Origin of the sequence: Streptomyces sp. CA-181903 (genome assembly GCF_050937075.1) — a bacterium.
Classification (GTDB): Bacteria; Actinomycetota; Actinomycetes; order Streptomycetales; family Streptomycetaceae; genus Streptomyces.
Window position 1 is genome coordinate 6,990,007 of sequence record NZ_JBNJLY010000001.1, and the last position, 21,759, is coordinate 7,011,765.

17 protein-coding genes and 2 pseudogenes are annotated in these 21,759 nt (G+C 72.7%); 11 read left to right on the forward strand and 8 right to left on the reverse strand.

Annotated features, from left to right (window positions below; genetic code table 11):
• The first annotated feature begins 22 nt into the window (after positions 1-22).
• Both ACQEVS_RS30970 and ACQEVS_RS30975 read left to right on the forward strand, forming a co-directional pair.
• Positions 23-1,405 (forward strand): UDP-N-acetylmuramoyl-tripeptide--D-alanyl-D-alanine ligase, encoded by a 1,383-nt coding sequence (locus ACQEVS_RS30970; RefSeq protein WP_433026211.1) that lies wholly within the window; start codon positions 23-25, stop codon positions 1,403-1,405.
• Positions 1,406-1,413: 8 nt separating this feature from the next.
• Positions 1,414-2,532 carry a lipid II:glycine glycyltransferase FemX gene (locus ACQEVS_RS30975; RefSeq protein WP_433026214.1) on the forward strand — a complete coding sequence of 373 codons (1,119 nt, stop codon included), beginning with the start codon at positions 1,414-1,416 and terminating at the stop codon, positions 2,530-2,532.
• Positions 2,533-2,753: 221 nt separating this feature from the next.
• Here the strand turns inward: ACQEVS_RS30975 and ACQEVS_RS30980 are convergent, their stop codons facing one another.
• Together ACQEVS_RS30980 and ACQEVS_RS30985 are read right to left on the reverse strand one after the other, a co-directional pair.
• Positions 2,754-3,908: a sensor histidine kinase gene (locus tag ACQEVS_RS30980; RefSeq protein ID WP_433028082.1), complete on the reverse strand. Its 1,155-nt coding sequence runs from the start codon at positions 3,906-3,908 to the stop codon at positions 2,754-2,756.
• The gene (locus tag ACQEVS_RS30985; RefSeq protein WP_433026217.1) at positions 3,901-4,593 is read right to left on the reverse strand and encodes a response regulator transcription factor; all 693 of its coding nucleotides are present in this window, start codon (positions 4,591-4,593) and stop codon (positions 3,901-3,903) included. The genes ACQEVS_RS30980 and ACQEVS_RS30985 overlap by 8 nt, the downstream gene beginning before the upstream one ends.
• A 779-nt stretch (positions 4,594-5,372) precedes the next feature.
• On the opposite strand from ACQEVS_RS30985, the gene ACQEVS_RS30990 reads away from it, so the two are divergent.
• Positions 5,373-6,806 (forward strand): GMC oxidoreductase, encoded by a 1,434-nt coding sequence (locus ACQEVS_RS30990; protein ID WP_433026220.1) that lies wholly within the window; start codon positions 5,373-5,375, stop codon positions 6,804-6,806.
• Between the two features lie 151 nt (positions 6,807-6,957).
• The gene (locus ACQEVS_RS30995) at positions 6,958-7,725 is read left to right on the forward strand and encodes a thioesterase II family protein (RefSeq protein ID WP_433026223.1); all 768 of its coding nucleotides are present in this window, start codon (positions 6,958-6,960) and stop codon (positions 7,723-7,725) included.
• Between the two features lie 186 nt (positions 7,726-7,911).
• Here the strand turns inward: ACQEVS_RS30995 and ACQEVS_RS31000 are convergent, their stop codons facing one another.
• Together ACQEVS_RS31000 and ACQEVS_RS31005 are read right to left on the reverse strand one after the other, a co-directional pair.
• Positions 7,912-10,089, reverse strand: a complete 2,178-nt coding sequence (locus ACQEVS_RS31000) for a PIG-L family deacetylase (protein WP_433026226.1) — start codon at positions 10,087-10,089, stop codon at positions 7,912-7,914.
• Between the two features lie 243 nt (positions 10,090-10,332).
• Complete coding sequence (locus tag ACQEVS_RS31005; RefSeq protein ID WP_433026229.1) at positions 10,333-10,893, reverse strand: GNAT family N-acetyltransferase; 561 nt, start codon at positions 10,891-10,893, stop codon at positions 10,333-10,335.
• Between the two features lie 286 nt (positions 10,894-11,179).
• Between ACQEVS_RS31005 and ACQEVS_RS31010 the strand changes: the two genes are divergently transcribed.
• The 4 genes and pseudogenes from ACQEVS_RS31010 to ACQEVS_RS31025 all read left to right on the forward strand — a co-directional run bounded on the left by ACQEVS_RS31010 (position 11,180) and on the right by ACQEVS_RS31025 (position 15,390).
• On the forward strand, positions 11,180-12,328 hold the full coding sequence (locus ACQEVS_RS31010) for an alpha/beta hydrolase (RefSeq protein WP_433026232.1): 1,149 nt from the start codon (positions 11,180-11,182) through the stop codon (positions 12,326-12,328).
• An 80-nt stretch (positions 12,329-12,408) separates the two neighbouring features.
• Entirely contained in the window at positions 12,409-13,092 is a 684-nt protein-coding gene (locus ACQEVS_RS31015) for a helix-turn-helix domain-containing protein (RefSeq protein ID WP_433026234.1), read from the forward strand.
• A 65-nt stretch (positions 13,093-13,157) separates the two neighbouring features.
• Complete coding sequence (locus ACQEVS_RS31020; RefSeq protein WP_433026236.1) at positions 13,158-14,459, forward strand: MFS transporter; 1,302 nt, start codon at positions 13,158-13,160, stop codon at positions 14,457-14,459.
• Between the two features lie 356 nt (positions 14,460-14,815).
• A pseudogene (locus tag ACQEVS_RS31025) lies at positions 14,816-15,390 on the forward strand (GNAT family N-acetyltransferase).
• Between the two features lie 99 nt (positions 15,391-15,489).
• On the opposite strand, the gene ACQEVS_RS31030 reads toward ACQEVS_RS31025, so the two are convergent.
• Positions 15,490-16,266, reverse strand: coding sequence for a TetR/AcrR family transcriptional regulator (locus ACQEVS_RS31030; RefSeq protein ID WP_433026239.1), 777 nt, complete (start codon positions 16,264-16,266; stop codon positions 15,490-15,492).
• 130 nt (positions 16,267-16,396) lie between these two features.
• On the opposite strand from ACQEVS_RS31030, the gene ACQEVS_RS31035 reads away from it, so the two are divergent.
• The gene (locus ACQEVS_RS31035) at positions 16,397-16,648 is read left to right on the forward strand and encodes a hypothetical protein (RefSeq protein ID WP_433026242.1); all 252 of its coding nucleotides are present in this window, start codon (positions 16,397-16,399) and stop codon (positions 16,646-16,648) included.
• A 109-nt stretch (positions 16,649-16,757) separates the two neighbouring features.
• On the opposite strand, the gene ACQEVS_RS31040 is transcribed toward ACQEVS_RS31035, so the two are convergent.
• Positions 16,758-17,033 carry a hypothetical protein gene (locus ACQEVS_RS31040; protein WP_433026245.1) on the reverse strand — a complete coding sequence of 92 codons (276 nt, stop codon included), beginning with the start codon at positions 17,031-17,033 and terminating at the stop codon, positions 16,758-16,760.
• A 161-nt stretch (positions 17,034-17,194) separates the two neighbouring features.
• Positions 17,195-17,449 (reverse strand): annotated as a pseudogene (locus ACQEVS_RS31045) (class I SAM-dependent methyltransferase); the annotation flags it as partial.
• 475 nt (positions 17,450-17,924) lie between these two features.
• Between ACQEVS_RS31045 and ACQEVS_RS31050 the strand changes: the two are divergent.
• Together ACQEVS_RS31050 and ACQEVS_RS31055 are read left to right on the forward strand one after the other, a co-directional pair.
• Positions 17,925-19,538 carry a phospholipase D-like domain-containing protein gene (locus tag ACQEVS_RS31050; RefSeq protein ID WP_433026249.1) on the forward strand — a complete coding sequence of 538 codons (1,614 nt, stop codon included), beginning with the start codon at positions 17,925-17,927 and terminating at the stop codon, positions 19,536-19,538.
• A 206-nt stretch (positions 19,539-19,744) separates the two neighbouring features.
• Positions 19,745-20,674, forward strand: a complete 930-nt coding sequence (locus ACQEVS_RS31055; RefSeq protein WP_433026252.1) for a D-alanyl-D-alanine carboxypeptidase family protein — start codon at positions 19,745-19,747, stop codon at positions 20,672-20,674.
• 57 nt (positions 20,675-20,731) lie between these two features.
• Here the strand turns inward: ACQEVS_RS31055 and ACQEVS_RS31060 are convergent, their stop codons facing one another.
• Entirely contained in the window at positions 20,732-21,682 is a 951-nt protein-coding gene (locus ACQEVS_RS31060; protein WP_433026255.1) for an alpha/beta fold hydrolase, read from the reverse strand.
• Positions 21,683-21,759 lie beyond the last annotated feature (77 nt).

Genomic DNA, 21,759 nt, shown 5'->3' on the forward strand with positions numbered 1-21,759 from the left:
CTAATCCTTGCGCGGTCTTGGCGTGATCCCGCTCAGCCTCGGTGAGATCGCCGCGGTGGTCGGCGGGAGGGTCAAGGGCGACGACGCCGTGACGGTGACCGCGCCGGCCGTGCTCGACGGCCGGCAGGCCGAGCCGGGCGGCCTCTTCGTCGCAGTGGTCGGCGAACACGTCGACGGCCACGACTACGCCGTCCAGGCCGGCGGGGCCGGTGCGGTGGCTGTGCTCGGCTCCCGGCCCACGGCACTGCCGACCGTCGTTGTCGAGGACGCCGAAGCCGCGTTGCAGGCACTCGCAGCCCACGTCGTGGCACGGCTGCGCGACGGGCTGACCGTGGTCGGGGTGACCGGATCCCGCGGCAAGACCAGCACCAAAGACCTGCTGGCGGCCGTGCTGTCGAGCGCCGCGCCGACGATCGCCACGACCGGCTCGCTCAACAACGAGCTCGGCGTGCCGCTCACCATGCTGCGTGCCGGCGCGGCCACCCGCTTCCTCGTCCTCGAGATGGGAGTGCGCCGCATCGGCGATATCGCCAAACTCACCAACTTGGTCGCGCCCGACGTCGGGGTTGTCCTCAACGTCGGCCAGGCCCACCTCGGCTGTCTCGGGTCTCGCGAGGCGATCGCCCAGGCCAAGGGAGAGCTGGTGCGGGGTCTGGCGTCCGGCGGCACCGCGGTCTTGGGCGCCGACGATCCCCGGGTGATCGCGATGCGCTCGCTCACCGACGGCCCGGTGCTGACCTTCGGCCGGGCGGAACACGCCGACGTACGCGTACTCGACGTGGTGCCGGACCGGCTCGCCCGGCCGTCCTTCACCCTGCGGACCGCCGGCGGATGGGCTCCGGTGAGGCTGCCGCTCGTCGGCACGCACCAGTCGCTCAACGCGGCGGCTGCCACGGCGGTGGGGCTGGCGGCCGGCATCTCCCTCGAAGCGGCGGCAGCGGCGTTGCCCGCGGTCTCGCTGTCGAAGTGGCGCTTGGAGCTGCGTGACCTCGCCTGCGGCGCAACGCTGCTCGATGACTCCTTCAACGCCGACCCCGACTCGACCCGCGCCGCCCTGGACGCGTTGGAGGCGATCCAGGGCAGGCGGCGCATCGCCGTCCTCGGCGAGATGCTCGAACTCGGCGACGGAAGCGAGGTCGCCCACCGCGCCATCGGGGGGTACGCCGCATGCCGGGCCGACGTGGTGGTCGCGGTCGGCGTCCGGCCGCTGGCCGACGGCGCCGGAGAGCGGGCGGTGGCGCTGACCGACAACGTCGCGGCCGTTGAGTGGCTGCGCGGTCGGCTCTCGGCCGGCGATGTGGTGCTCCTCAAGGCCTCCCGCGGGGCGCGCCTTGACGAGGTCGCCGCCGCGCTCATGTCCGGATCCCCCGATGTGCTGGCGGATCGACCAAGGAACGACAGGTAGGAGCGGCTGTGGCTTATCGGGTACGGGTCATCACGGCGAGCGATCACGCCGCGTTCAACGCGGCCCAGCCTGCGGTGAGTTTCCTGCAGACCCCGGCCTGGGCGTCAGTGAAGAGCGAGTGGGAGTCGCAGTCGCTGGGCTGGATCGACGACCGCGATCGACTTGTCGGCGCGGGCCTGGTCCTGTATCGGCGGCTGCCCGGGTTCAAGAGGTCGCTGGCGTACCTGCCCGAAGGGCCGGTGATCGACTGGGCCTCGGATGATCTGGCCTGCTGGCTCGGCCCGTTGGCGGAGCACCTCAAGCGCTCTGGCGCCTTCGCCATACGCATCGGGACGACGGCGGTGGCCCGTACCTGGAGTGCTGAGACGATCAAGGCCGCGATCGCCGACCCGAAGATCACCAGGCTCAGCGACGTGCCGCCGGACACCGTCCACGACGCCGCCGCTCGGGCACGCATCCAGCTGCGGGATCTGGGCTGGCGTCCGCCGAAGGAAGAGGAAGGATTCTCCGCCGGGCAGCCGCGCTGGGTTTTCCAGGTCCCGCTGGCCGGCAAGGACGAAGACCAGCTTTTGAAGGGGATGAGCCAGCTCTGGCGGCGCAACATCAAGAAGGCCGGAAAGGCGGGCGTCGTCGTGACCCAGGGCGGTGTCGAGGACCTGCCCGACTTCTACCGGGTCTACCTCGAGACCGCGAAACGTGATCACTTCATCCCGCGGCCGTTCAGCTACTTCCCGACCATGTTCGAGGCCCTGCTTGCCGAGGACAAGGACCGGATCCGGCTCTACCTCGCCCACCACGAAGGCGACCTCGTCGCCGCCACCATCTGGATCCGGGTCGGCGCACACGCCTGGTACAGCTACGGCGCCTCCACCACGGCCAAACGGGAGGTACGCGGGTCGAACGCCGTGCAGTGGAAGATGACCACTGACGCTCTGGCTGCCGGATGCACGGTCTACAACCTGCGAGGCATCACCAACACCGTGGACAAGGATTCCCCGCACCTGGGCCTGATCCAGTTCAAGGTCGGCACCGGTGGCGAAGCCGTGGAGTATCTCGGCGAATGGGACCTGCCGCTGAGTCGCCTGCTCTACAAGGCATTCGACGTCTATATGTCCCGTCGAGGCTGAGGCAGCCCGCCGATGGCGCGACTCGGTGCGGGCCTTCGCGGGAGAACTGCCCCCAGCGATAAGACCGCCCACCGACCGGGCCCGCCCGGCCCGGGCCCCGGTCGAACGCGGCGCCGCCCGCTTGGCGTCCTGGCGGGCGCTTCGCAGGCCCTGTGGCAGTCGCACCGCATGACGCCATCGCCACAGCCGTCCTCACTGCGAAGCGGCACCACCGAAGAAGCTCATCGAGGGTCGCCTGGGAGACCCTGACGTTGGTCAACCTGATCGTCGTCTGTTCGGGTGTGCGCCGGCGCGGCGGGCAGTCGCACCGTGACGTGCAGGCCGCCGGCAGGGCGGGGGGCGAGGGTGAGGGCTCCGTCGTGTGCCTGGGCGATGCTTTTGACGATGGCCAAGCCGAGGCCGACACCTGCGTGGCCCGTGTGCAAGCGTTCGGTGCCGCGCCGGAACGGCTCGGTGAGTGTCGAGACCAGCTGAGGGGTGAGCCTCTCGCCGGTGTTCTCGATGGAGAGCACGACACTGTGGGGGTGGACGCTGGTATTCATCCACACCATGCCCTGGTCAGGCAGGTTGTGGCCGATCGCGTTGTGCAGAAGGTTCGTGGTCATCTGCAACAGGAGCGCCTGTGAGCCGATGGTGATGCTCGTCTCGCCGGAGGTTTCGATGGTGACGCCGTGCCTTTCCGCCAAAGGCAGGAGCGTTTCCGTGGCTTCTTCCGCCATGAGGGACAAGTCGATGTGTTCTCTGGCGAAGGACCGCTGGTTGGCGCGGCTGAGCAGGAGCAATGCCTCAGTGAGGTCGATGGCCCGGGTGTTGACCACTCTCAGGCGCTCGACAAGCTCGCAGATGTCGCGGTCCGGGTCGTTGCGGGCCACGTCGAGAAGCGCCTGCGTGACCGCCAGCGGAGTGCGCAGTTCATGAGAGGCATTGGCCGCGAATCGCTGTTGTTCGGCGACGTGGGCTTCGAACTGCCCGAGCATCACGTCGAAGGAGTCGGCGAGTTCGCGGAACTCATCGTGGCGGCCCGGCAGGCGTATCCGGTAGGAAAGCGTTCCGTTCGCCACCCTGCGGGTGGCGTCCGTGATGTGAATCAGCGGGGTGAGCATCCGGCCGGCCAGAACCCACCCGCCCAGGAGGCCGAACACCAGCAAGAACGCCAGCACCAGGATCCCCGCCGGGACGAAGACGACCGGGCCGAAATTGCTCGGGTCGAAGACGCGCACGAAGTCGGACCGATCGGGAACGTGAAGACTGTTCGACCTTCCCCGCAGAAGGAACACCCACACGGCGGCAAGCAGCAAGACGCCCGCCACCAGGAGGAACCCGGCGTAGCTGAGGGTGAGCTTGAGGCGGACGCTCAGCCCCTGACGCCTATCCACGGGCGGTCCGGCCATCGGCGTCCGCCCCTGTGCCGATGCGGTAACCGACCCCGGGCACGGTGGCGATCAGCCAGGGCTCGCCGAGGCGTTTACGCAGGGCCGAGACCGTGATGCGCACGGCGTTGGTGAACGGATCCGCGTTCTCATCCCACGCTCGCTCCAGCAACTCCTCTGCACTGACGACACCGCCTTCGGCGGCGACCAGGACTTCGAGCACAGCGAACTGTTTCCTGGTGAGCGCGATGTAGCGGCCCTCGCGGTAGACCTCGCGGCGGAAGGGATCCACACGTAGAGCTGCGATCTCTCGCACAGGTGGCCTGTTGTGGGCGCGCCTGCGGTCGAGTGCTCTGAGCCTGAGCACGAGTTCTCGCATTTCGAAGGGCTTGGTGAGGTAGTCGTCGGCGCCGAGCTCGAACCCGGTGGCCTTGTCGTCGAGCCGGTCGGCAGCGGTCAGCATGAGGATCGGCATGCCGCTGCCGGAGGCGACGATGTGCTTGGCGATCTCGTCACCGGTAGGTCCGGGGATGTCCCGGTCGAGGACGGCGATGGCGTAGGCGTTGGTGCTCAGCAGTTCCAGAGCGGTGTCACCGTCACCGGCGATGTCGGCCGCGATCGCTTCCAGGCGCAGCCCATCGCGGATGGCCTCTGCCATGTAGGGCTCGTCCTCAACGACCAACACGCGCATAGCCTCATGCTACGAAGCGGTGCCATATCGTCGGCGTATCAAAAACCGGACACGGTTCGACAACACCATGACTCCTCGACGGGAAGCGTGAACGAATCACATTCCATCCCCACCAAGCTCTCCTACCGGTTGTTTGCCGTACTCGCGGTGGTCCCCGCCGTGCTCCCGCTCCCCGTGCGTTCGTCCGCCATCCCCGCCGCGTCCGCGAACTGGCCTGGGCGCTGGGGATCCGGCCTCCGAAGACGACGGCGGTTCGACGACGCACGCCCGGGCGACCGCCGCACGCTGTGCCTCGCCGACCGACACCTCCCCGGGCCACCGGCAGCCCCGTTGGGCCAGGCCGACCTCACCGAGCATCTCCCGTGCCCGGACCCGCGGCGCGGCCTTAGCGTCGACCGGGCGCGACAGTCAAGCGGAATGGGGAAATCAAGGACTGTCCCGGTGCAACTCACTTACCTCTCCGGCAACTTCTGTTTGCATGCGTCCGGGGCCCCGACGTTCGTTCCCATTCGGTGGGCTCCGGAGAGGTGAGGTCTGTTCATGTCGATTCAGCACCATCAGTACCAACCGTCCCGGCGTCGGGTGCTCGGTGGCGGGCTCGCGCTGGGGGCGGTGGTTCTTGGCGGGGAGGCTTTGGGCGGGGGTCTCGGGCCGTCGCCGCCGCGGAGGCCGGGGAGGCGGCGCGGGACGGGGCGTTCGTTCCCGCCGTCGTCGTCGGGACCGGGTACGGGGCCGCCGTCACCGCGTTACGGCTCGCCGAGGCGGGGGAGCGGGTGCTGATGCTGGAGATGGGGCGGGCGTGGGACCGGCCGGGGGCGGACGGGCGGGTGTTCTGCGGGATGCTCGACCCGGACCGGCGGTCCAGCTGGTTCCGGACCCGGACCGCCGCGCCGCTCGGCTCGTTCCTCTGGCTCGACGTCGTCGACCGGAAGGTCGAGCCGTACGCCGGCGTGCTGGACCGGGTCGACTTCGGGTCCATGGCCGTCTACGCGGGCCGCGGCGTCGGCGGCGGCTCGCTGGTCAACGGGGGGATGGCCGTGGCGCCCCGTCGGGACTACCTGCGGCGGGTGCTTCCGAAGGTGGACGCGGGGGAGATGTACCGCCGCTACTTTCCGCGCGCCCGCGCCATGCTCCGCGTCAACGGCGTCGACCGGACCTGGTTCGAGGGGACGGAGTGGTACCGGTACTCGCGTGTGGCGCGTGAGCAGGCGGCGCGGGCCGGGCTGCGATCGGTGTTCCTCGACAACGTCTATGACTTCGGGCATATGCGGAGGGAAGCGGACGGTACGGCACCGCGTTCCGCGCTCGCCGGGGAGCTGATCTACGGAAACAACCACGGCCGGATGTCCCTCGACAAGACCTATCTGGCCGCCGCCCTGCGCACCGGGCGGGTCACCATCGCCACACTGCACCGTGCCAGGTCCATCCGCCCTCGCCGGACCGGGGGTTACGTCCTGACCGTCGAGCGGTCGGACGAGGCCGGGCGCCGGATCGCCGTCAAGGAGATCGGCTGCCGGCGGCTGTTCCTCGGGGCCGGGAGCCTCGGGACCACCGAACTGCTGCTGCGCGCCCGGGAGACCGGCGCGCTGCCCGACCTCGGCCCCGAGATCGGCCGCGGCTGGGGGCCCAACGGGAACGTGATGGCCGCGCGCGCCAACCACGGCGGCGATCCCACCGGTTGCCACCAGTCCACCGTTCCCGCCCTCGGCCTCGACGCCTGGGACGACCCGCGGCACCCGGTCTTCGCCGAGATCACCCCGGTGCCGGCCGGCACCGAGACCTGGATCAGCCTCTACATCGCGATCACCCGCAACCCCGAACGCGGCACGTTCGTCTACGACCGCGCCACGGACCGGATGGGCCTGCGGTGGACCCGGGACCAGAACCGGCCCGCCGTCGACGCCGCCCGCTCCTTCTTCGACCGCGTCAACCGCGCCAACCGCACCGACTACCGCTACGACCTCTTCGGCCCCCGCGCCAAGGCGTTCGCCGACGACTTCACCTACCACCCCCTCGGCGGCTGCGTGCTCGGCCGCGCCACCGACCCGTACGGCCGGGTCCCCGGACACCCCGGCCTCTACGTCACCGACGGCGCGCTGATCCCGGGCTCGCTCGGCGTCAACCCGTTCCTCACCATCACCGCGCTGGCGGAGCGGAACATCGAACGGATCGTCCGCCAGGACGTCCGGCCCACGGCGGGCCGCCGAACGTGACGCCCGCCGCATCACGTGTGCGGCGCCGCCTTCCGGGGCACGTCTGACCTGGCCCTACCCGGCCGGCCGGTGGGGGACCCGGACCTGTCATCGTGGTCTCCACCGGTCCGCGGCACCGCCCGGCAGCAGCCCTGGAAGGAAGACCCGTCCCGTGAACGACGTCCGTGGCATCACCGAGGAGAACACCCAGTGGATACGCAGGTTCGCGCCGCGCCCGGACGCTGACGTCCGGCTGGTCTGCCTGCCGCACGCCGGCGGCTCGGCGAGCTTCTACTACCCGATGGCGCGGGCCGTGCCCGACTTCGCCGACGTCCTCTGCGTCCAGTACCCGGGCCGCCAGGACCGCCGGGACGAGCCGCTCGTCGACAACATCCCCGACCTCGCGGACCGGGTCTTCTCGGTGCTGCTGCCCTGGGCCGACCGACCGCTGGCCTTCTTCGGGCACAGCATGGGCGCCTCCCTCGCCTTCGAGGTCGCCCGGCGGTTCGAGCGGGAGAAGGGCGTCGTCGCGTCCGCCCTGTTCGCGTCCGCCCGCCGCGCCCCGTCGATCCACCGGGAGGAGACCGTCCACCTCCGGGACGACGACGGGATCCTCGCCGAGACGCGCCGGCTCAGCGGCACCGACGCCCAGGTGCTGGCGGACGACGAGCTCGTCCGCATGATCCTGCCGGTGCTGCGGTCGGACTACCGCGCCGCCGAGACCTACCGCTACGAGCCGGGGCTGCCGCTGCGCTGCCCCGTGGTCGCGCTGACCGGCGACGCCGACCCCAAGGTGTCCGTGGACGACGCGGCGGCCTGGGCCGGCCACACCGAGTCCTCCTTCGACCTGCGCGTCTTCACCGGCGGCCACTTCTATCTGACGGAGCATCAGGACGCGGTGGTGCGCGAGATCGCGGAACGGCTGCGGCCCGCCGCCTGAACCGCGGCGAAGCACGAGGGCGCGCCACGTCGAATCGCGCCCAAACGCGAGGGCCGCGTCCTACCGCGAGGGCCGCGTGCTACCGCGAGGGCCGCGCCGCCCGTCCCCGTCCCCGGGACCGGCGGCGCGGCCCTCGCACCGAAAACGCCCCTACACCGACCAGACCGGCTACACCGGCTACACCGGCTACACCGACGTGCCGCCCTGCGACCGCCCGTCCTGCCCGGTCCAGGCCGTGAACGGGTACTTGCCCGACGTCTGCGTCCGGGTGCTGCTCAGCTTGCCGTCCATGCCCAGCACCACGACGGTCGTCCGGCCCCGCGCGTCCTGGGCGGTGCCCGGCGTGGCGCGGTACGTCACGCCGCCGCCCTGCCAGGGGCCGGGGCGCCCCGAGCCCTTCGACAGCCGCACCCGGCCCCGGGAGTCCCGGGCGGCGAGGACCACGTTCCGGCCGTCCTGGGCCAGCGCCACCCGGCCGTAACCGCCGATGGGCGGCAGGTCGGCGGTCATCCGCCAGGGGCCGTTCGCCGGGCGCTCGGCGACCATGACCCGCGCGGTGGAGGGCTGCCGGGTGACCAGCCGCATGCCGCCGCCCGAGAAGGCGGCCAGCGACAGCGGGCCGCTCGCGGTGGGCAGCCGGGTCGCCCCGGTCGGCTGCGGCGGCTCGCCCTCGTTCTCGGACATCCAGTGGTGGACGGTCTTGCTGTCGGCGGCGACCACATGGATCCGGCCCTTGTCGTCCAGGGCGGCGTCCAGCCCGTCGAGGACCACCGGCGGCTGGTCCCCGTCCGTCTCCAGGTGCTCCCAGTCCGTCCAGTCCGTGCCGTGCGGGCCGGTGCGGTACATCAGGCCGCCGGACCAGTCGCGGACGAAGAGGAAGACCTTGCCGTCCTTGGCGGCGACGGTCACCGGGTAGCCGACCTCCATCGACCGCTCCGGGTCGGCCTCGGGCGAGCCGAGGGACTCCCAGTCGCCGAAGGACGGGACGGCCCCGGGGCGGGGCTTGCCGTTCTGCCGGGCGGTGACGATCTCCCGGTGGTGGGGGGTGCCGCGGGTCGGCAGGACCGTGCGGACGGAGAACAGCTGGAGCGTGCCGTCCGCGTGCCGCAGGACCTCCACCTGCCCCTCCAGCATCGACCCGCCGATCTTGGCGGGACCGGACCAGGCGCCGGTCCCGGGCTTGGTCTCGGTCCAGCAGTGCACGGCGCCGTCGAGGAGGGCGAAGGCGGCGAGCCGGCCGTCGGGCAGCGGCTGCACCCAGCGCTGGGTGCCCGGCGCCCGGTAGCGGAGGTTGTTGGACCAGCGGACGTCCTTGGAGCGGGCGCCGACCTTGCGGTCGCCGCAGCCGGCGGGGTCACCGCAGTCCTTGCCGTCGGCCCAGCCGTAGATGTCGAGGAGCTTCACCTTGTGCCGGGTGGTCGCCGCGTCGAGGTTGGACGGCAGGAGGGAGACCTCGTAGCCGACGTAGTTCTCGACCGCCGTGGGACGGCTGTGCCGGCGTCCCCAGTACTCGGCCAGCGCCGCCTGGGCGAAATGAGCGGAGGTGGTGTGGTCCTGGTGGTCGTAGTGGGATATGCCCTCCAGCTCGTGCGCCACCCCCGGGAACTGCTGCTGGATCGCCCGGTGCGTGGGGTTGGGGTCCAGGGTGCGGACGACCGTCGGCCGGTACCGGTCCAGCACCGCCACCAGCGAGTCGACGACGTGCTTGCGCTCGTACAGGTACGTGCGCTTGACCGGGCTGTGCGCCGGGACGAGCGTCGTCAGCTTCGGCGTGACCCCCAGCCACAGTCCGCGCAGGCTCTCCTTGCGCGGCACCCGGATGAACCGGGCCTCCACCAGCTCCAGGAAGATCAGTTGGACCTGGGGGGCGGCCTTCAGCGTGTGCAGCTCCGCCAGGAAGCCGGGGATCAGCTGCGTCGTCTCCACCCGCCAGGGGCTGAGCCAGTCGCCGGTGGCCATCTGGGCGGTCGCCTCGCGCAGGCCGTTGATGCGCGCGCGGACGAACTCCGGCCGCTTCATGGGCAGCTTCGGGTACCCGGGCGTCTGCGAAAGGGCGTTGCGGCCGTCCGACTCACCGCCGGTGAGGCACACGGTGACGGTGGGGGCGCCGCTCCGGATGGACTGCTCCAGCTCCGGGTTCATGAAGTACAGCGAGTCGTCGGGGTGCGCGATGATGTGGACGAACGACTCGGTCGTCACCACCTTCGCCGGCTGCACGGGGAACTCGTCCTCGTGCCCGCTGCCCTGCGCCGAACCGGGGGCCAGCCACTGCCAGGCCCCGACCGTGCCCGTTCCGACGACCAGACCCGCACCACCGACCTGGAGGACCCGGCGGCGGGACAGTCGTGATATTCGCCCCGGCACAGGGGTCTCCCATCTCCTGCGCCCAAAGCGCGGTTGAGCAAACGCGGACATGTCGGACAAAGTCGAATCAACCCCCCTTAGTTGACCGTAAGATCTTACGACTCATGGGGCGCGGTTTTCCGACTGTCGTGTAACAGCCGTGCTTCGGCGAACCATAGATTGCGATGCAATCGTGCGTCGTGAGTGCCGTGAGCACGGGGAATGGCTGTGAGACGGCTGAAAAGCCGTGGGGTCGGTGGGCTGTCAGCGCGGCTCGCGGTCGTGCAGGATCCTCTGAAAGAGGTAGTGGTCACGCCAGGCGCCGTCGATGCGCAGATAGTTCCGGGCGGTGCCGATCCGCTCGAAACCGCACTTCGCCAGGACGCGCTGGGAGGCGGTGTTGGCGATCACCGTGCCCGCTTCCACCCGGTGCATCCCGAGTTCGTCCGCCGCCGTCCGGCACACGGCCGTCACCGCGGCGGTGGCCAGCCCCCGGCCGGCCCGCCGGGCGGCGACCCAGTAACCGAGCGAGCCGCTCTGGAAGGCGCCCCGCACGATATTGCTCAGGTTGACGATGCCGACGATGCCCTCCCGCTCGTCATCGAGCACCCAGGGCACCATCCGCCCCTCCCGCCGCAGCTCCGTCAGCTCGCCCAGCCGGGCCGTCTGGCCCTCGGCGGTGAAGAACTCCGGGGCCCGGTGCGGCTCCCAGGGGCGCAGGTGGTCGCGGTTCTCGGAGTAGGCCCGGGCCAGACCGCCCGCGTCGTCGAGGGTCGCGAGGCGGAGGACGACGCCGGGCGCGACGGTGCGGGGTTCGATGATCATCCCCGTAGCGTAGGGCGGTCCGGCGCGGGACGGCGAACGGGCGTCCGCCGCGCCGCGTACAGTCCGCCGCCGCTCCCGCCGCTCCCGCCGCTTCGTGCCGCTAACGGTTCGCCCCCCACCCCTCCGTGCCGCCGAACGGTCCGCCCCCGCCGCTCCCTGCCGCGCACCGTGCGCCACCCCCTACCCCGGTATCACTCCCGAGTTGGCCCCGGAGTGTGACGTCCGCCTGGATGCCGCCTCCTTACCTTCTCCTCGCACCGCACGGAACGAGGGAGAACGCACCGATATGCACCGTTTCAAGCGCACCCTGGCCGCCGTCGCGCTCACGACGACCGTGGTCGCGGGAACGGCGGGCTGGGCCGCCGCCCACCGGGAGGCCGCGGTCACCGGACCGCCGCCCGGCACCGCCGCCTGGCGCACGGACCACTCCCTCCACCGCGCCCTGCCCGACCCGGCCACCGCCTCGCCCGCCGAGGTGGCCCGCTTCTTCGCCGCCCTTCCCGAGGACGCCCGGCAGCGGCTCGCGGACCGTCACCCCATGGTCGTCGGCAACCTGGACGGCGCCCCGCCGGCCCTGCGGTACGCGGCCAACCGCCGCGCCCTCGCCGCCGAGCGTGCCGACCGGCTCCGGCAGGCGGCCGACACCTCCCTCCCGGAGTACGAGCGCGCGGACGCCCGCGCCCTCGCCGACCGCTACCGGGAACTCCTCGCCCCCGGGCGGTGGATCCTCGCCTTCGACCCGCGCGGCCGCGGCCAGCTCGCCGAGGTGTACGGCGACCTGGCCGCCGCCCGGCGGACGGCCGTCGTCGTCCCCGGCTCCGACATCGACCTGTCCTCCTTCGACCGGCGCGCCGACCCCTACGGCACCCCGGCCGGCATGGCCAGGTCCCTGCACGCCGAACTGGCCCGGCAGGCCCCCGGCACCCCCACCGCCGTCATCGCCTGGGCCGGCTACACCACCCCCGTCGGCATCGGCCCCGACGCCGCCACCGGCCGGCTCGCCGAAGCCGGCGCGCCCCGGCTCGACCGCTTCCTCGCCGGACTGGCCGCCGCCGGGGCCGCCGCGCCCGCCGTCTTCTGCCACAGCTACGGCTCGGTGGTCTGCGGCCTCGCCGCCCACGCCATCGGCCGCGGCGACGCGACCGACCTCGTCGTCCTCGGCAGCCCGGGCGTCCGCGCCGGCTCCGCCGCCGGCCTGCGCACCACCGTCCGGGTCTGGGCCGTCCGCCGCAACGCCGACGACTGGATCGGCAACGTCCCCAACGTCGAGCTGTTCGGCCTCGGTCACGGCACCGACCCCACGTCCGCGGCCTTCGGCGCCCGTCCCGTCTCCTCGACCGGCGCCCACGGCCACACCGGCTACTTCGCGCCCGGCACGGAGTCACTGCGCCACTGCGCCGAGATCACGCTGGGCGCCTACGACGCGGTCCGCTGAAAGACAGCGGGAACAACTGCCAACAGTTCTTCGCAAAAACCTCTTCGCGAAGAACTGTTGGCGGTCTAGAGTGCCGACTCATGGCAGCTGAAGACGAACTCGCCAGCGCAGCAACGGGGTTGGTGCCCGACCCCGAGACGGACGCGGTCCTGGACGCCAAGGGCCTGCGCGCGCTCGCCCACCCCCTCCGCGTCCGGCTGGTCGGCCTGCTGCGCACCCACGGGCCGTCCACCGCCACCCGCCTCGCCCAGGACCTGGGCGTCGGATCGGGTGTCACCAGCTACCACCTCCGTCAGCTCGCCGCCGCCGGGTTCGTGGCCGAGGACGGCGAGCGCGGCAACGCGCGGGAACGCTGGTGGCGTGCGGCGCACGAGAGGACGTGGCTCCGCGACAAGAGCCTCTACGACACGGAGCCGGAGGCCGCGGCCGCGTTCCGCGGCTCCCTCGCCGGCATGCACGCGCTGCACACCCAAGTCGCCCTCGGCCGGGCGCCGTCCATGCCCCGGCCCTGGCGCGACGTGCTGGAGACGAGCGACTGGCTGCTGCGGCTCACGCCCGGGGAAGCCGCCGAACTGTCGGCGGAACTGCGGGCCGTGCTGGCCCGCTACCGCCGCTTCACGCCGGCCGTGGAAGGCGGGGAAGGCACGGAGAGCACGGATGGCGCCGCGCCCGCGGGCGCCGAGCAGGTGAAGGTCGTCCTGCACATCCTGCCCGACCCCCGGCAGGACACCGGGCCGGGGACGACGGGGGCGGGGCGGTCGTGACGGGCGTCCCCGCGGCCCGTATACGACGGGGCACGGGCCGTCGCCGGCCGGAGCGCGCCGGCGGTGTGCGCCCCTTCGTCGGGGTGCTGGCGTCCACGGCCGTCGCCCTCACCGCCACCCGGGTCTCCGCCATCGCCCTGCCCTGGTTCGTGCTGGTCACCACCGGCAGCGCCACCCGCACCGGGCTCGTCGCCTGCTGTGAACTGGCCCCTTACGTCGTGGTGAAGGCGCTCACCGGACCGCTCGTGGACCGCGTCGGCCCCCGCGTCGTCTGCTGGACGGCCGACTCCCTGAGCGCGACCGCCGCCGCCCTGATCCCGCTCTGCCACGCCCTCGGGGCGCTGCGGTTCTGGCTGCTGCTCGTCCTCGTCGCCATGATCGGCGCCGTCCGCGGGCCGGGGGACCTGGCGCGGGACGTCATGGTCCCCGAGGCCGCCGACCGCGGCGGGCTCCGGCTGGAACGGGCCACCGGACTCGCGGGCGTCGTCGAACAGCTCGCCGCGACCGTCGGACCCGCGGCCGGCGGCGCCCTCGTGGCCCTGACCGGCCCGCTGCCGGCGCTGCTCGCCACCGCCGCCTGCTTCGCCCTGGGGTCGGTGATCATCGCGCTGGTGCTGCCGCCCGGCATGGGACGCCCGGTCGGGTCCGGGAGCGCCGACGCGCCGACGGAACCCGGCGGTTACGGGCAGCGGCTGCGCGAGGGGTTCGCCTTCCTGCGCGGCGATCCCCTCCTCCTGGCCGTCTGCGGCGTCGTCGGCGTCGGCAACTTCCTCGGCGCCGCCTTCGCGCAGGTCCTCGTCCCCGTCTGGGCCCGCGAGTCAGGGTTCGGACCGGCCGCCATCGGACTCGTCAACGGCCTGTTCGGCGTCACCGCCGTCCTCGGCGGCCTCACCGCGGCGGCCGTCGCCCACCGGCTCCGCCGCCGCCTGGTCTTCTTCACCGGTTACCTGCTCAGCGACACCCCCCGCTACCTCGTCCTCGCCCTCGACGCGCCGCTGTGGCTGGTGGCCGTCGTCTTCGCGACCGGCGGCCTCGGCGCGGGCTTCCTCAACCCCATCCTGAGCGCCGTCTCGTACGAGCGCGTCCCCCGCCACCTCATCGGCCGGGTCCGCGCGCTGAGCGCCGCCCTCGCCTGGGCGGGCATCCCCTTCGGCGGCCTGGCGGCCGGCGCCCTGATCGCCGCCGCCGGCCTGACCCCGACGCTGCTGGCGGCGGGGGCCACCCACGTCACCGCGGTGGTCACGGGCGGTGCGCGACGGGAGTGGAAGGAGATGGGGAGAGGGACTCCACCGGAAGGGCCGCCGCTCGGCCGGCCGGGACCCGTACGCCGGGGACGGCGCCGGACGCGGGGACCGGCAGGCCGATGACCTCGCCGGTGCCGCCCTCGGCCCGCCCCGGCGCACGGCCCGGCACCCTGGCCGGGGCCGCCGCAGATCGGTCCCGGCGCAGCCGCGTGCGGGGTCACGCCGCCGAGCGCGGCGGTCAGGTGGCCGCCGCGACGAGCGCCGAACCGGGAGACGCCGCCCGCCTCATGCCTGCGCCTCCTGAAACCCCGTCGACGTCCCTAGTGTCTGTGGCGACCGTCGTGACTGTAAGGGTGGTGCGTTTCCGTCGCGGTACCTGCGTCCGGCCCCGTGAGAAGATCCCCGCGCCCGGTGGCGCACGTCCACGCGGGTCCCCGTACGTCTCGTACGTCCTCGTACATCCTCGACGGAAGGTGACGATGTTCGCGATATCCCTGGGCGCCGACGGCGCCGAGCTCGGGCCGCTCGAACCGTGGCAGGCCGAGGAGTTCCTGGCCCACATCGACCGGGGGCGGGAGTTCATCGGCCGGCACAACGGGCTGCCCGACGCCGTCACGGACCTGGAGTCCAGCAGGGCGTTCCTGCGGACGTACGCGGAACGGGCCGCCGCCGACGAGGGGCGCATCCTCGGCATCCGGACGGAGGGCGGCCGGCTCGTCGGCGCCGTCATATTCCGCGCCTTCGACGTACGGCAGGGCACCGCGGAGGCCGGATGCTGGCTCGAACCGGCCGCGGTGGGCCGGGGGTTGGTGACCCGCGCCGTGCGCGCCCTCATCGACTGGGCCGTCGAGGAGCGCGGCATCCACCGCGTGGAGTGGTGGGTCTCGGCCGGCAACGCGCCGAGCATCGCCGTGGCCCGGCGGCTCGGGATGGCGCGGGAGGCCGTGCTGCGGCAGAGCTTCGCCTACCGGGGGAGCGGCACGACGAGGAGATCTGGTCGGTGCTGGCGCCGGAGTGGCGGGCGGCCAAGGAGGCGTCCCGGGCGGAGGGCTGAGGCGGGGCCGCCCACCGCCGCCCGTTTTCGTCGGCCCGCCTTCGCCCTGTGCCGGCGCGCGACCACCCTGCGCCCGCCTGCCTCCGCCGTTTGTCTTTATCAGCCCGCCTCTGCCGCCCCCGCCGGTCCCGCCGCGAAGATGCGCTCCAGGTGGTAGTCGATCGTGCGCCGCACGTCGGCCACGCTCCGGCGCCCGTGCAGGACGTCGATGGCCAGCCCGACGACACCGGAGACCAACAGGTCCGCCTCGCGCCGGGGATCGACCGGCGGCGGGCCCGCGGAACCGGCGGGGAGCCGGGCGAGGAGCGAGGCGACCAGGTCCTCCAGGGGCTGGGCGTCGTGCAGGAAGACCTCGGCGAGCGCCGGGTCGGTGAGGCTGCGCGCGTAATACGCGGCGTGGACGCGCAGGGCGACGCGGCGCCACTCGTCCAGCGGCAGGAACTCGTCGAGGACGGCCCGCAGCACCGCCCGCGGGTCGGATGGCCGGCGCAGGGCCCGGACCCGGGCGTCGGCCTGCCGCGCGCTCTCCTCGTGCAGCATGCGCAGCGCGGCCACGAGCAGGTCGTGCTTGCTGTCGAAGTGGTACTGGACGACGCGCAGGGACACCCCGGCCTCCGCGGCGATCTCCCGCATGCTCGCCGCGTGCAGCCCGCGCTCGGCGGCGACGCGCCACACCGCCTCGGCGATCTGCCGCCGCCGCCCGGACGGAACGGCCGGCGGCGGGGCCTCCGGCGCGGGCGGGGGTGGATCCTTCCGGCGCCGGTAGGCCCGGGCCTGGCAGCCCCGCGAACAGTAGACGGGCGGCCGGCCCCGGCCGGCCGGCGCCAGCGGGGCGCGGCACACGCGGCAGACGGAGACCCGCTTTTCGTCACGCATACCTTCAGAGTAGCCGCGAGAAAGTGTGATGTTACGCGGGAACGGCCTGTGGAATCCGCTCTTTTTCGTTCTGAGTGTGGTTACGCTCGTAACGTCCCTGTGGAAGAAACGCGACACGGCAGGAGCGACGATGGACGAGGCCGGGTACCGACTGGGCATGGTGGTGGCGTTCACCCTCGGCTTCTGGGAAGGGGTGATCGCGATCGTCTACCGCGCGTTCACCGACAAGGAGGCCGGGGTGATGACCGCGGTCAACTACCTTCCGAGCCCGTGGTGTTACGTGGCCGGCGCGGTGGTCGTCGTGGCCGCCGCCGTCATCGTCGAAGCACTCGACCGGGGCCGCAAGCGGCTGCCGGTGCGGCAGGACTCCCCGGGCGGCTGACCCGGCGGCAAGGGTCGGGGGCGCTGTCCGGGCCGTCCGGGTGGCGTCCGGGTGGCGTCCCGTCCCACGCGTCGGCCGGGCGGGAGACGCCACCCGTAGCCCCCGGGGGTCAGCGCAGGCGCCGGACGCGCAGCACGTGGTCCACGCGGAACCCCGCCTCGCCGTCCGGCCCGGTCGCCTCCGTCCGCAGCGACTCCCGGACCTCGACGCGCCAGTCCGGCGACGGCAGACCCATCGCCGCGAGGAGTTCATCCGCGGTGGGGAAGCGGACGTCCGCATGGGCCTGCCGCTTCCAGGACGGGCTCTGGGCATGCCCCACGAAGAGGAGGACGCCGCCGGGCGCCACCGCCGCCGCGGCGGACCGGATGATCCGCTCGACCGGCAACTCCAGCGGGGAGTGCAGGAACTGGAGGGAGACGAGACCGTAACCGCTCTCGGGGCTGGCGGGGCTCCCGGGGCTCCCGGGTCTCGAGGGCTCCGGGCGCGCTCGGGGAACGACTCGCCCAGGTCGTGCCGTCGCCAGTCGATCCGGTCCGCGACCCCCGCCTCGGCGGCGTGCGCGGCGCCCCGCGCCAGCGCGGTCGCCGAGACGTCGACGGCGGTGACCTCCCAGCCCCGCGCGGCGAGCCAGATCGCGTCGGCCCCCTCGCCGCATCCGAGGTCCAGGGCGGTGCCCGGCGCGAGCCCGGCCGCCTCCCGGACCAGCAGCGGGTTGGGCCGCCCGCTCCACACACGGTCGTCGCGCGCGTAGAACTCCTCCCAGAAGACCTCGGGGGCGGGCTTCGGCCGGGTGTCCGTCATGCGGGGCTTCCTCACTCTGCACTCTGCTCGCCGCGTCACCGCGGTGCCGGCGCCTCGGTGGCGCCCGTGTGCCGCCACGTTCGGCACCGCCCGCCCGCCGCGCAAACCTTGTTGCGGAAACGGCAAACCCCCCGGATCTCTCCGTGCGCCACGGCGGCCCTCCACCCACGCCGCGTTCCGCCCCCGGCCGCCGCGTCACGCCCTGCGAACAGGCTCCCGGCCCCAGGGACCGGCCCGCCGTCGCCCCCTCCCCAACGATGACGTGCGGGCAGGCCCCGGCGCCCAGGGGCCGGGGCCGACGCACCGCATTGCGAGGGCGGCGACATCGGCCGCGGCCACCTGCCGGGCAGCGGCGACGCCTGGTAACTTCTGGGAAGTTGATCATCCGCATCGCGTTCGAGCACCGTTCACGCGTGCGGATGTCGACCGTTCAGTTCCCTACGGATCCCGACTCCCCAGTCCGAAGGACGCAGCCTTGCTCCGCCGTTTACACCGCCTCACCCGCCGCGCGACGGTCTCCGCCGTCCTCCTCGCCCTCCTGCCGGCAGCTCCGGCGCTCGCCGCCGGTGACGCGCCCGGCGCCCCGCACCTCGACGCCGTCGAGCGGACCCTGCGCCAGGTGTCCCCCGGCCTGGAGGGCGACGTCTGGCAGCGCACCGAGGGCAACAAGCTCGACGCCTCCGCCGCCGACCCCTCCGACTGGCTGCTGCAGACCCCCGGCTGCTGGGGTGACGCCGGCTGCGCGGAGCGCCCCGGCACCAAGCGGCTGCTCGCCAAGATGACCGAGAACATCTCCCGGGCGCGGCGCACGGTCGACATCTCCACCCTCGCGCCGTTCCCCGACGGCGCCTTCCAGGACGCCATCGCGGCCGGCCTCAAGGCGTCGGTGGCCGCGGGGAACAAGCCCCGCGTCCGCGTCCTCGTCGGCGCCGCGCCCCTGTACCACATCAACGTACGGCCCTCGGCCTACCTGGACGACCTCCGCGCGCGGCTCGGCACCGCGGCCGACGCCGTCACGCTGAACGTGGCCTCGATGACCACCTCCAAGACCGCCTTCTCCTGGAACCACTCCAAACTCCTGGTCGTGGACGGCGAGTCGGCGATCACCGGCGGCATCAACGACTGGAAGAACGACTACGTCGACACCACCCACCCGGTCACCGACGTCGACCTGGCGCTGACCGGCCCCGCGGCTTCCACCGCCGGCCGCTACCTGGACACCCTGTGGGGCTGGACCTGCGGCAACAAGGGCAATGTCGCCAGTGTCTGGTACGCCGCCTCCGCCGGCGCGTCCTGCATGGCCGACCTGGAGAAGGAGGCCAACCCGCGGCCCGCGGGCCCCACCGGCAACGTCCCGGTGATCGCCGTGGGCGGCCTGGGCGTCGGCATCAAGGACCGGGACGCCTCCTCCGCCTACCGGCCCGAGCTGCCGTCCGCCTCCGACACCAAGTGCGTCGTCGGCCTGCACGACAACACCAACGCCGACCGCGACTACGACACGGTCAACCCGGAGGAGAGCGCCCTGCGCGCGCTGGTGGGCAGCGCGGAGAAGCACGTCGAGATCTCCCAGCAGGACCTCAACGCCACCTGCCCGCCCATCGCCAAGTACGACATCCGGCTCTACGACGCCCTCGCGAAGAAGATCGCGTCCGGTGTGAAGGTCCGCATCGTCGTCAGCGACCCCGCCAACCGCGGCACCATCGGCAGCGGCGGCTACTCGCAGATCAAGTCCCTGACGGAGATCAGCGACGTCCTCCGCAACCGGCTCACCCTCGTCACCGGCGGCCAGGACCAGGCGAAGAACGCCCTGTGTTCCAACGTCCAGCTCGCGAGCTTCCGGAGCGCGAAGAGCGCCAAGTGGGCCGACGGGCACGCCTACCCGCTGCACCACAAGCTGGTGTCCGTGGACGGCTCGGCGTTCTACATCGGGTCGAAGAACCTCTACCCCTCCTGGCTCCAGGACTTCGGCTACATCGTCGAGGACCGGACGGCCGCCGGGCAGCTCGACGAGAAGCTGCTGGCGCCCGAGTGGGAGTACGCGCGGGACACCGCGACCGTCGACTACCAGCGCGGCGTCTGCTCGCTCTGACGCCCGAGCCGTGAACGACGAGGGGCCCCGGTCTCGTACCGGGGCCCCTCGTCGTGCAACTCACCCGGCAGGAACGCCAGTTCGGTACGCGAACGGCGGGCCGTACCCACCCCTCACCCGTTCGTGGCGCGATTTCCCGTCGCACGCGGCGGAGTGCGACCATGCGCTCCTCCCGAACCGAATCAGTGAGCAATCCTGGAGTTTTCATGCCACGACATGGGGGAAGCGCGGCCCGCCGCCGGGCAGCGGTGCCGGCCGTCGCCCTCTCGGCCGGTGCGATCCTGGCCGTCGCACTCCCGACCGCGTCCCACGCCGCCGACGGCCCGACGGGCATCGGCGCCAAGGGCGCGTTCCTGCTCGACAGCGGTGCCGGAAAGGCGCTGTGGGGCAAGTCGGCCGACGTCCGGCGGCCGATCGCCAGCACCACCAAGATCATGACGGCGGTGGTGGCCCTCGACGGGCACCCCGCCGACCTCGACAAGCAGGTCACCGTCAAGCAGTCCTACCGCGACTACGTCACCCACCACGGAGCCAGCACCGCCGACCTGCGGACCGGCGACAAGCTGACCGTGCGGCAGCTCCTCTACGCCCTGATGCTGCCCTCCGGCTGCGACGCCGCCTACGCCCTGGCGGACACCCTCGGCAGCGGGCCCGACGAGGCCGCGCGGACCAGGTCGTTCGTCGCCGCGATGAACGCCAAGGCCACCGCGCTGGGCCTGCGGAACACGAAGTTCGACTCGTTCGACGGGATCACCGCGGGCGGCGGCTACTCCACCCCCCGCGACCTCGCCGCACTCGCCCGGCACGCCCTCCGGAACAGCACGTTCACCACGGTCACCAAGGCGGTCAGCACCCAGCAGAAGGCACTCAACGTCAACCGCCGGTACACCTGGTACAACACCAACAAGCTGCTCGGCTCGTACGAGGGCGTGTTCGGCGTCAAGACCGGCTCCACCCGGGCGTCGGGCCCCTGCCTGGTCTTCTCGGCCCGGCGGGACGGCCGGACGGTCGTCGGGGTCGTCCTCGACGACCCGGCGAGCCGCTACCCGGACGCCGCGAAGATGCTGGACTACGCGTACCACACGCACACCCCGCTGACGCTGCGCCGGCTCCCCCCGGCGGCGCACGAGGACTGAGCGCGCCCGGAACGGCGAGCGGGCCGGCGTCCCCCCTCGGGGACGCCGGCCCGCTTCTCAGTACTCCCCGCCGGTGCGTGGCGCGGGCAGCGGGGCCCGCGCCACCCCGGCGCGGCCCCGCACCCCGAGGTGTTCCACCGGATGGCAGTAGTCCAGACCGGTCAGCGGCTCCCCGCCGAAGAAGCGGAGCAGCAGGTCGACGATCTCGGAGGGACGCTCCAGGTGGACGAGGTGGTCCGCGTCCTTGAGCGCGGTGAACCGGGCGTCGGCGCACCGGGCGGACACCTCGCGGCTGAGCGCCGGCGTGGTCAGCGGGTCGTGCTCGCCCGTCGTCACCAGCACCGGGATCTCCACCGCCGGGCCGCCGGGCAGCTCGGCGTGGTCCAGCAACCGCCGCGAGTTCTCCCGGTACTTGTCCACTCCCTCGGTGGTCAGCTTGTTCAGGGCCTGGGTGAGGCAGCGGATCACGACCGGCCGGCGCGCGACCGTGATCCGGGGGTCCCGGCAGACCATGGTGCCGATGACCTGGTCCACGAACTCGGCGTGACTGCCCCGCTCCAGCATCCGGATGGTGAGCTCCACCTTGGCCCGTACGTGGTCCGTCAGCTGGGCCATCGTGCCGACCAGGGCCAGCCGCTCGGCCCGCCCCGGGTTCCGGCGCACCCATTCGTGGGCCACCGCGCTCCCGTAGGAGGCGCCGACGACGTTGACCGGATAGGGGGCGATCCTCGAGAGGAACAGGTCGAGGGCGCCGGCGAGGAAGTCGATCCCGTGATGGGCCGGGAGGCGGTCGGAGGTGCCCCAGCCCGGCAGGTCCACGGTGATGACGCTGGCGGACTCCAGGAGCATCCGCTCCAGCCTCCCCCAGCCGCCCTGGTGCTGGAAGGCGCCGCCGACCAGGACGATGGGCGCGATCCTCGGCTCCGGGTGGTGGACGATCCGGCCGCTGTACCCGAAACCGCCGTATGTAAGCGGAATGACCTCTTCCGAGAGTGCGGTAGGCGTCATCAGAGCCGGTCTCCGTTTCACGATCGTCGCCGCGCGGTGGGGGAGCGTTCCCGCGGTCCGCGCGGCCGGGATCTCGT

Bases quoted from the DNA above. Each gene is read 5' to 3' on its own strand.
- ACQEVS_RS31005 (WP_433026229.1), bottom strand. From the start codon at position 10,893: ATGATCATCGAACCCCGCACCGTCGCGCCCGGCGTCGTCCTCCGCCTC.
- ACQEVS_RS31055 (WP_433026252.1), top strand. From the start codon at position 19,745: ATGCCACGACATGGGGGAAGCGCGGCCCGCCGCCGGGCAGCGGTGCCG.
- ACQEVS_RS31010 (WP_433026232.1), top strand. From the start codon at position 11,180: ATGCACCGTTTCAAGCGCACCCTGGCCGCCGTCGCGCTCACGACGACC.
- ACQEVS_RS31015 (WP_433026234.1), top strand. From the start codon at position 12,409: ATGGCAGCTGAAGACGAACTCGCCAGCGCAGCAACGGGGTTGGTGCCC.
- ACQEVS_RS30985 (WP_433026217.1), bottom strand. From the start codon at position 4,593: ATGCGCGTGTTGGTCGTTGAGGACGAGCCCTACATGGCAGAGGCCATC.
- ACQEVS_RS31035 (WP_433026242.1), top strand. From the start codon at position 16,397: ATGGACGAGGCCGGGTACCGACTGGGCATGGTGGTGGCGTTCACCCTC.
- ACQEVS_RS31030 (WP_433026239.1), bottom strand. From the start codon at position 16,266: ATGCGTGACGAAAAGCGGGTCTCCGTCTGCCGCGTGTGCCGCGCCCCG.
- ACQEVS_RS30990 (WP_433026220.1), top strand. From the start codon at position 5,373: ATGCTGGAGATGGGGCGGGCGTGGGACCGGCCGGGGGCGGACGGGCGG.
- ACQEVS_RS31060 (WP_433026255.1), bottom strand. From the start codon at position 21,682: ATGACGCCTACCGCACTCTCGGAAGAGGTCATTCCGCTTACATACGGC.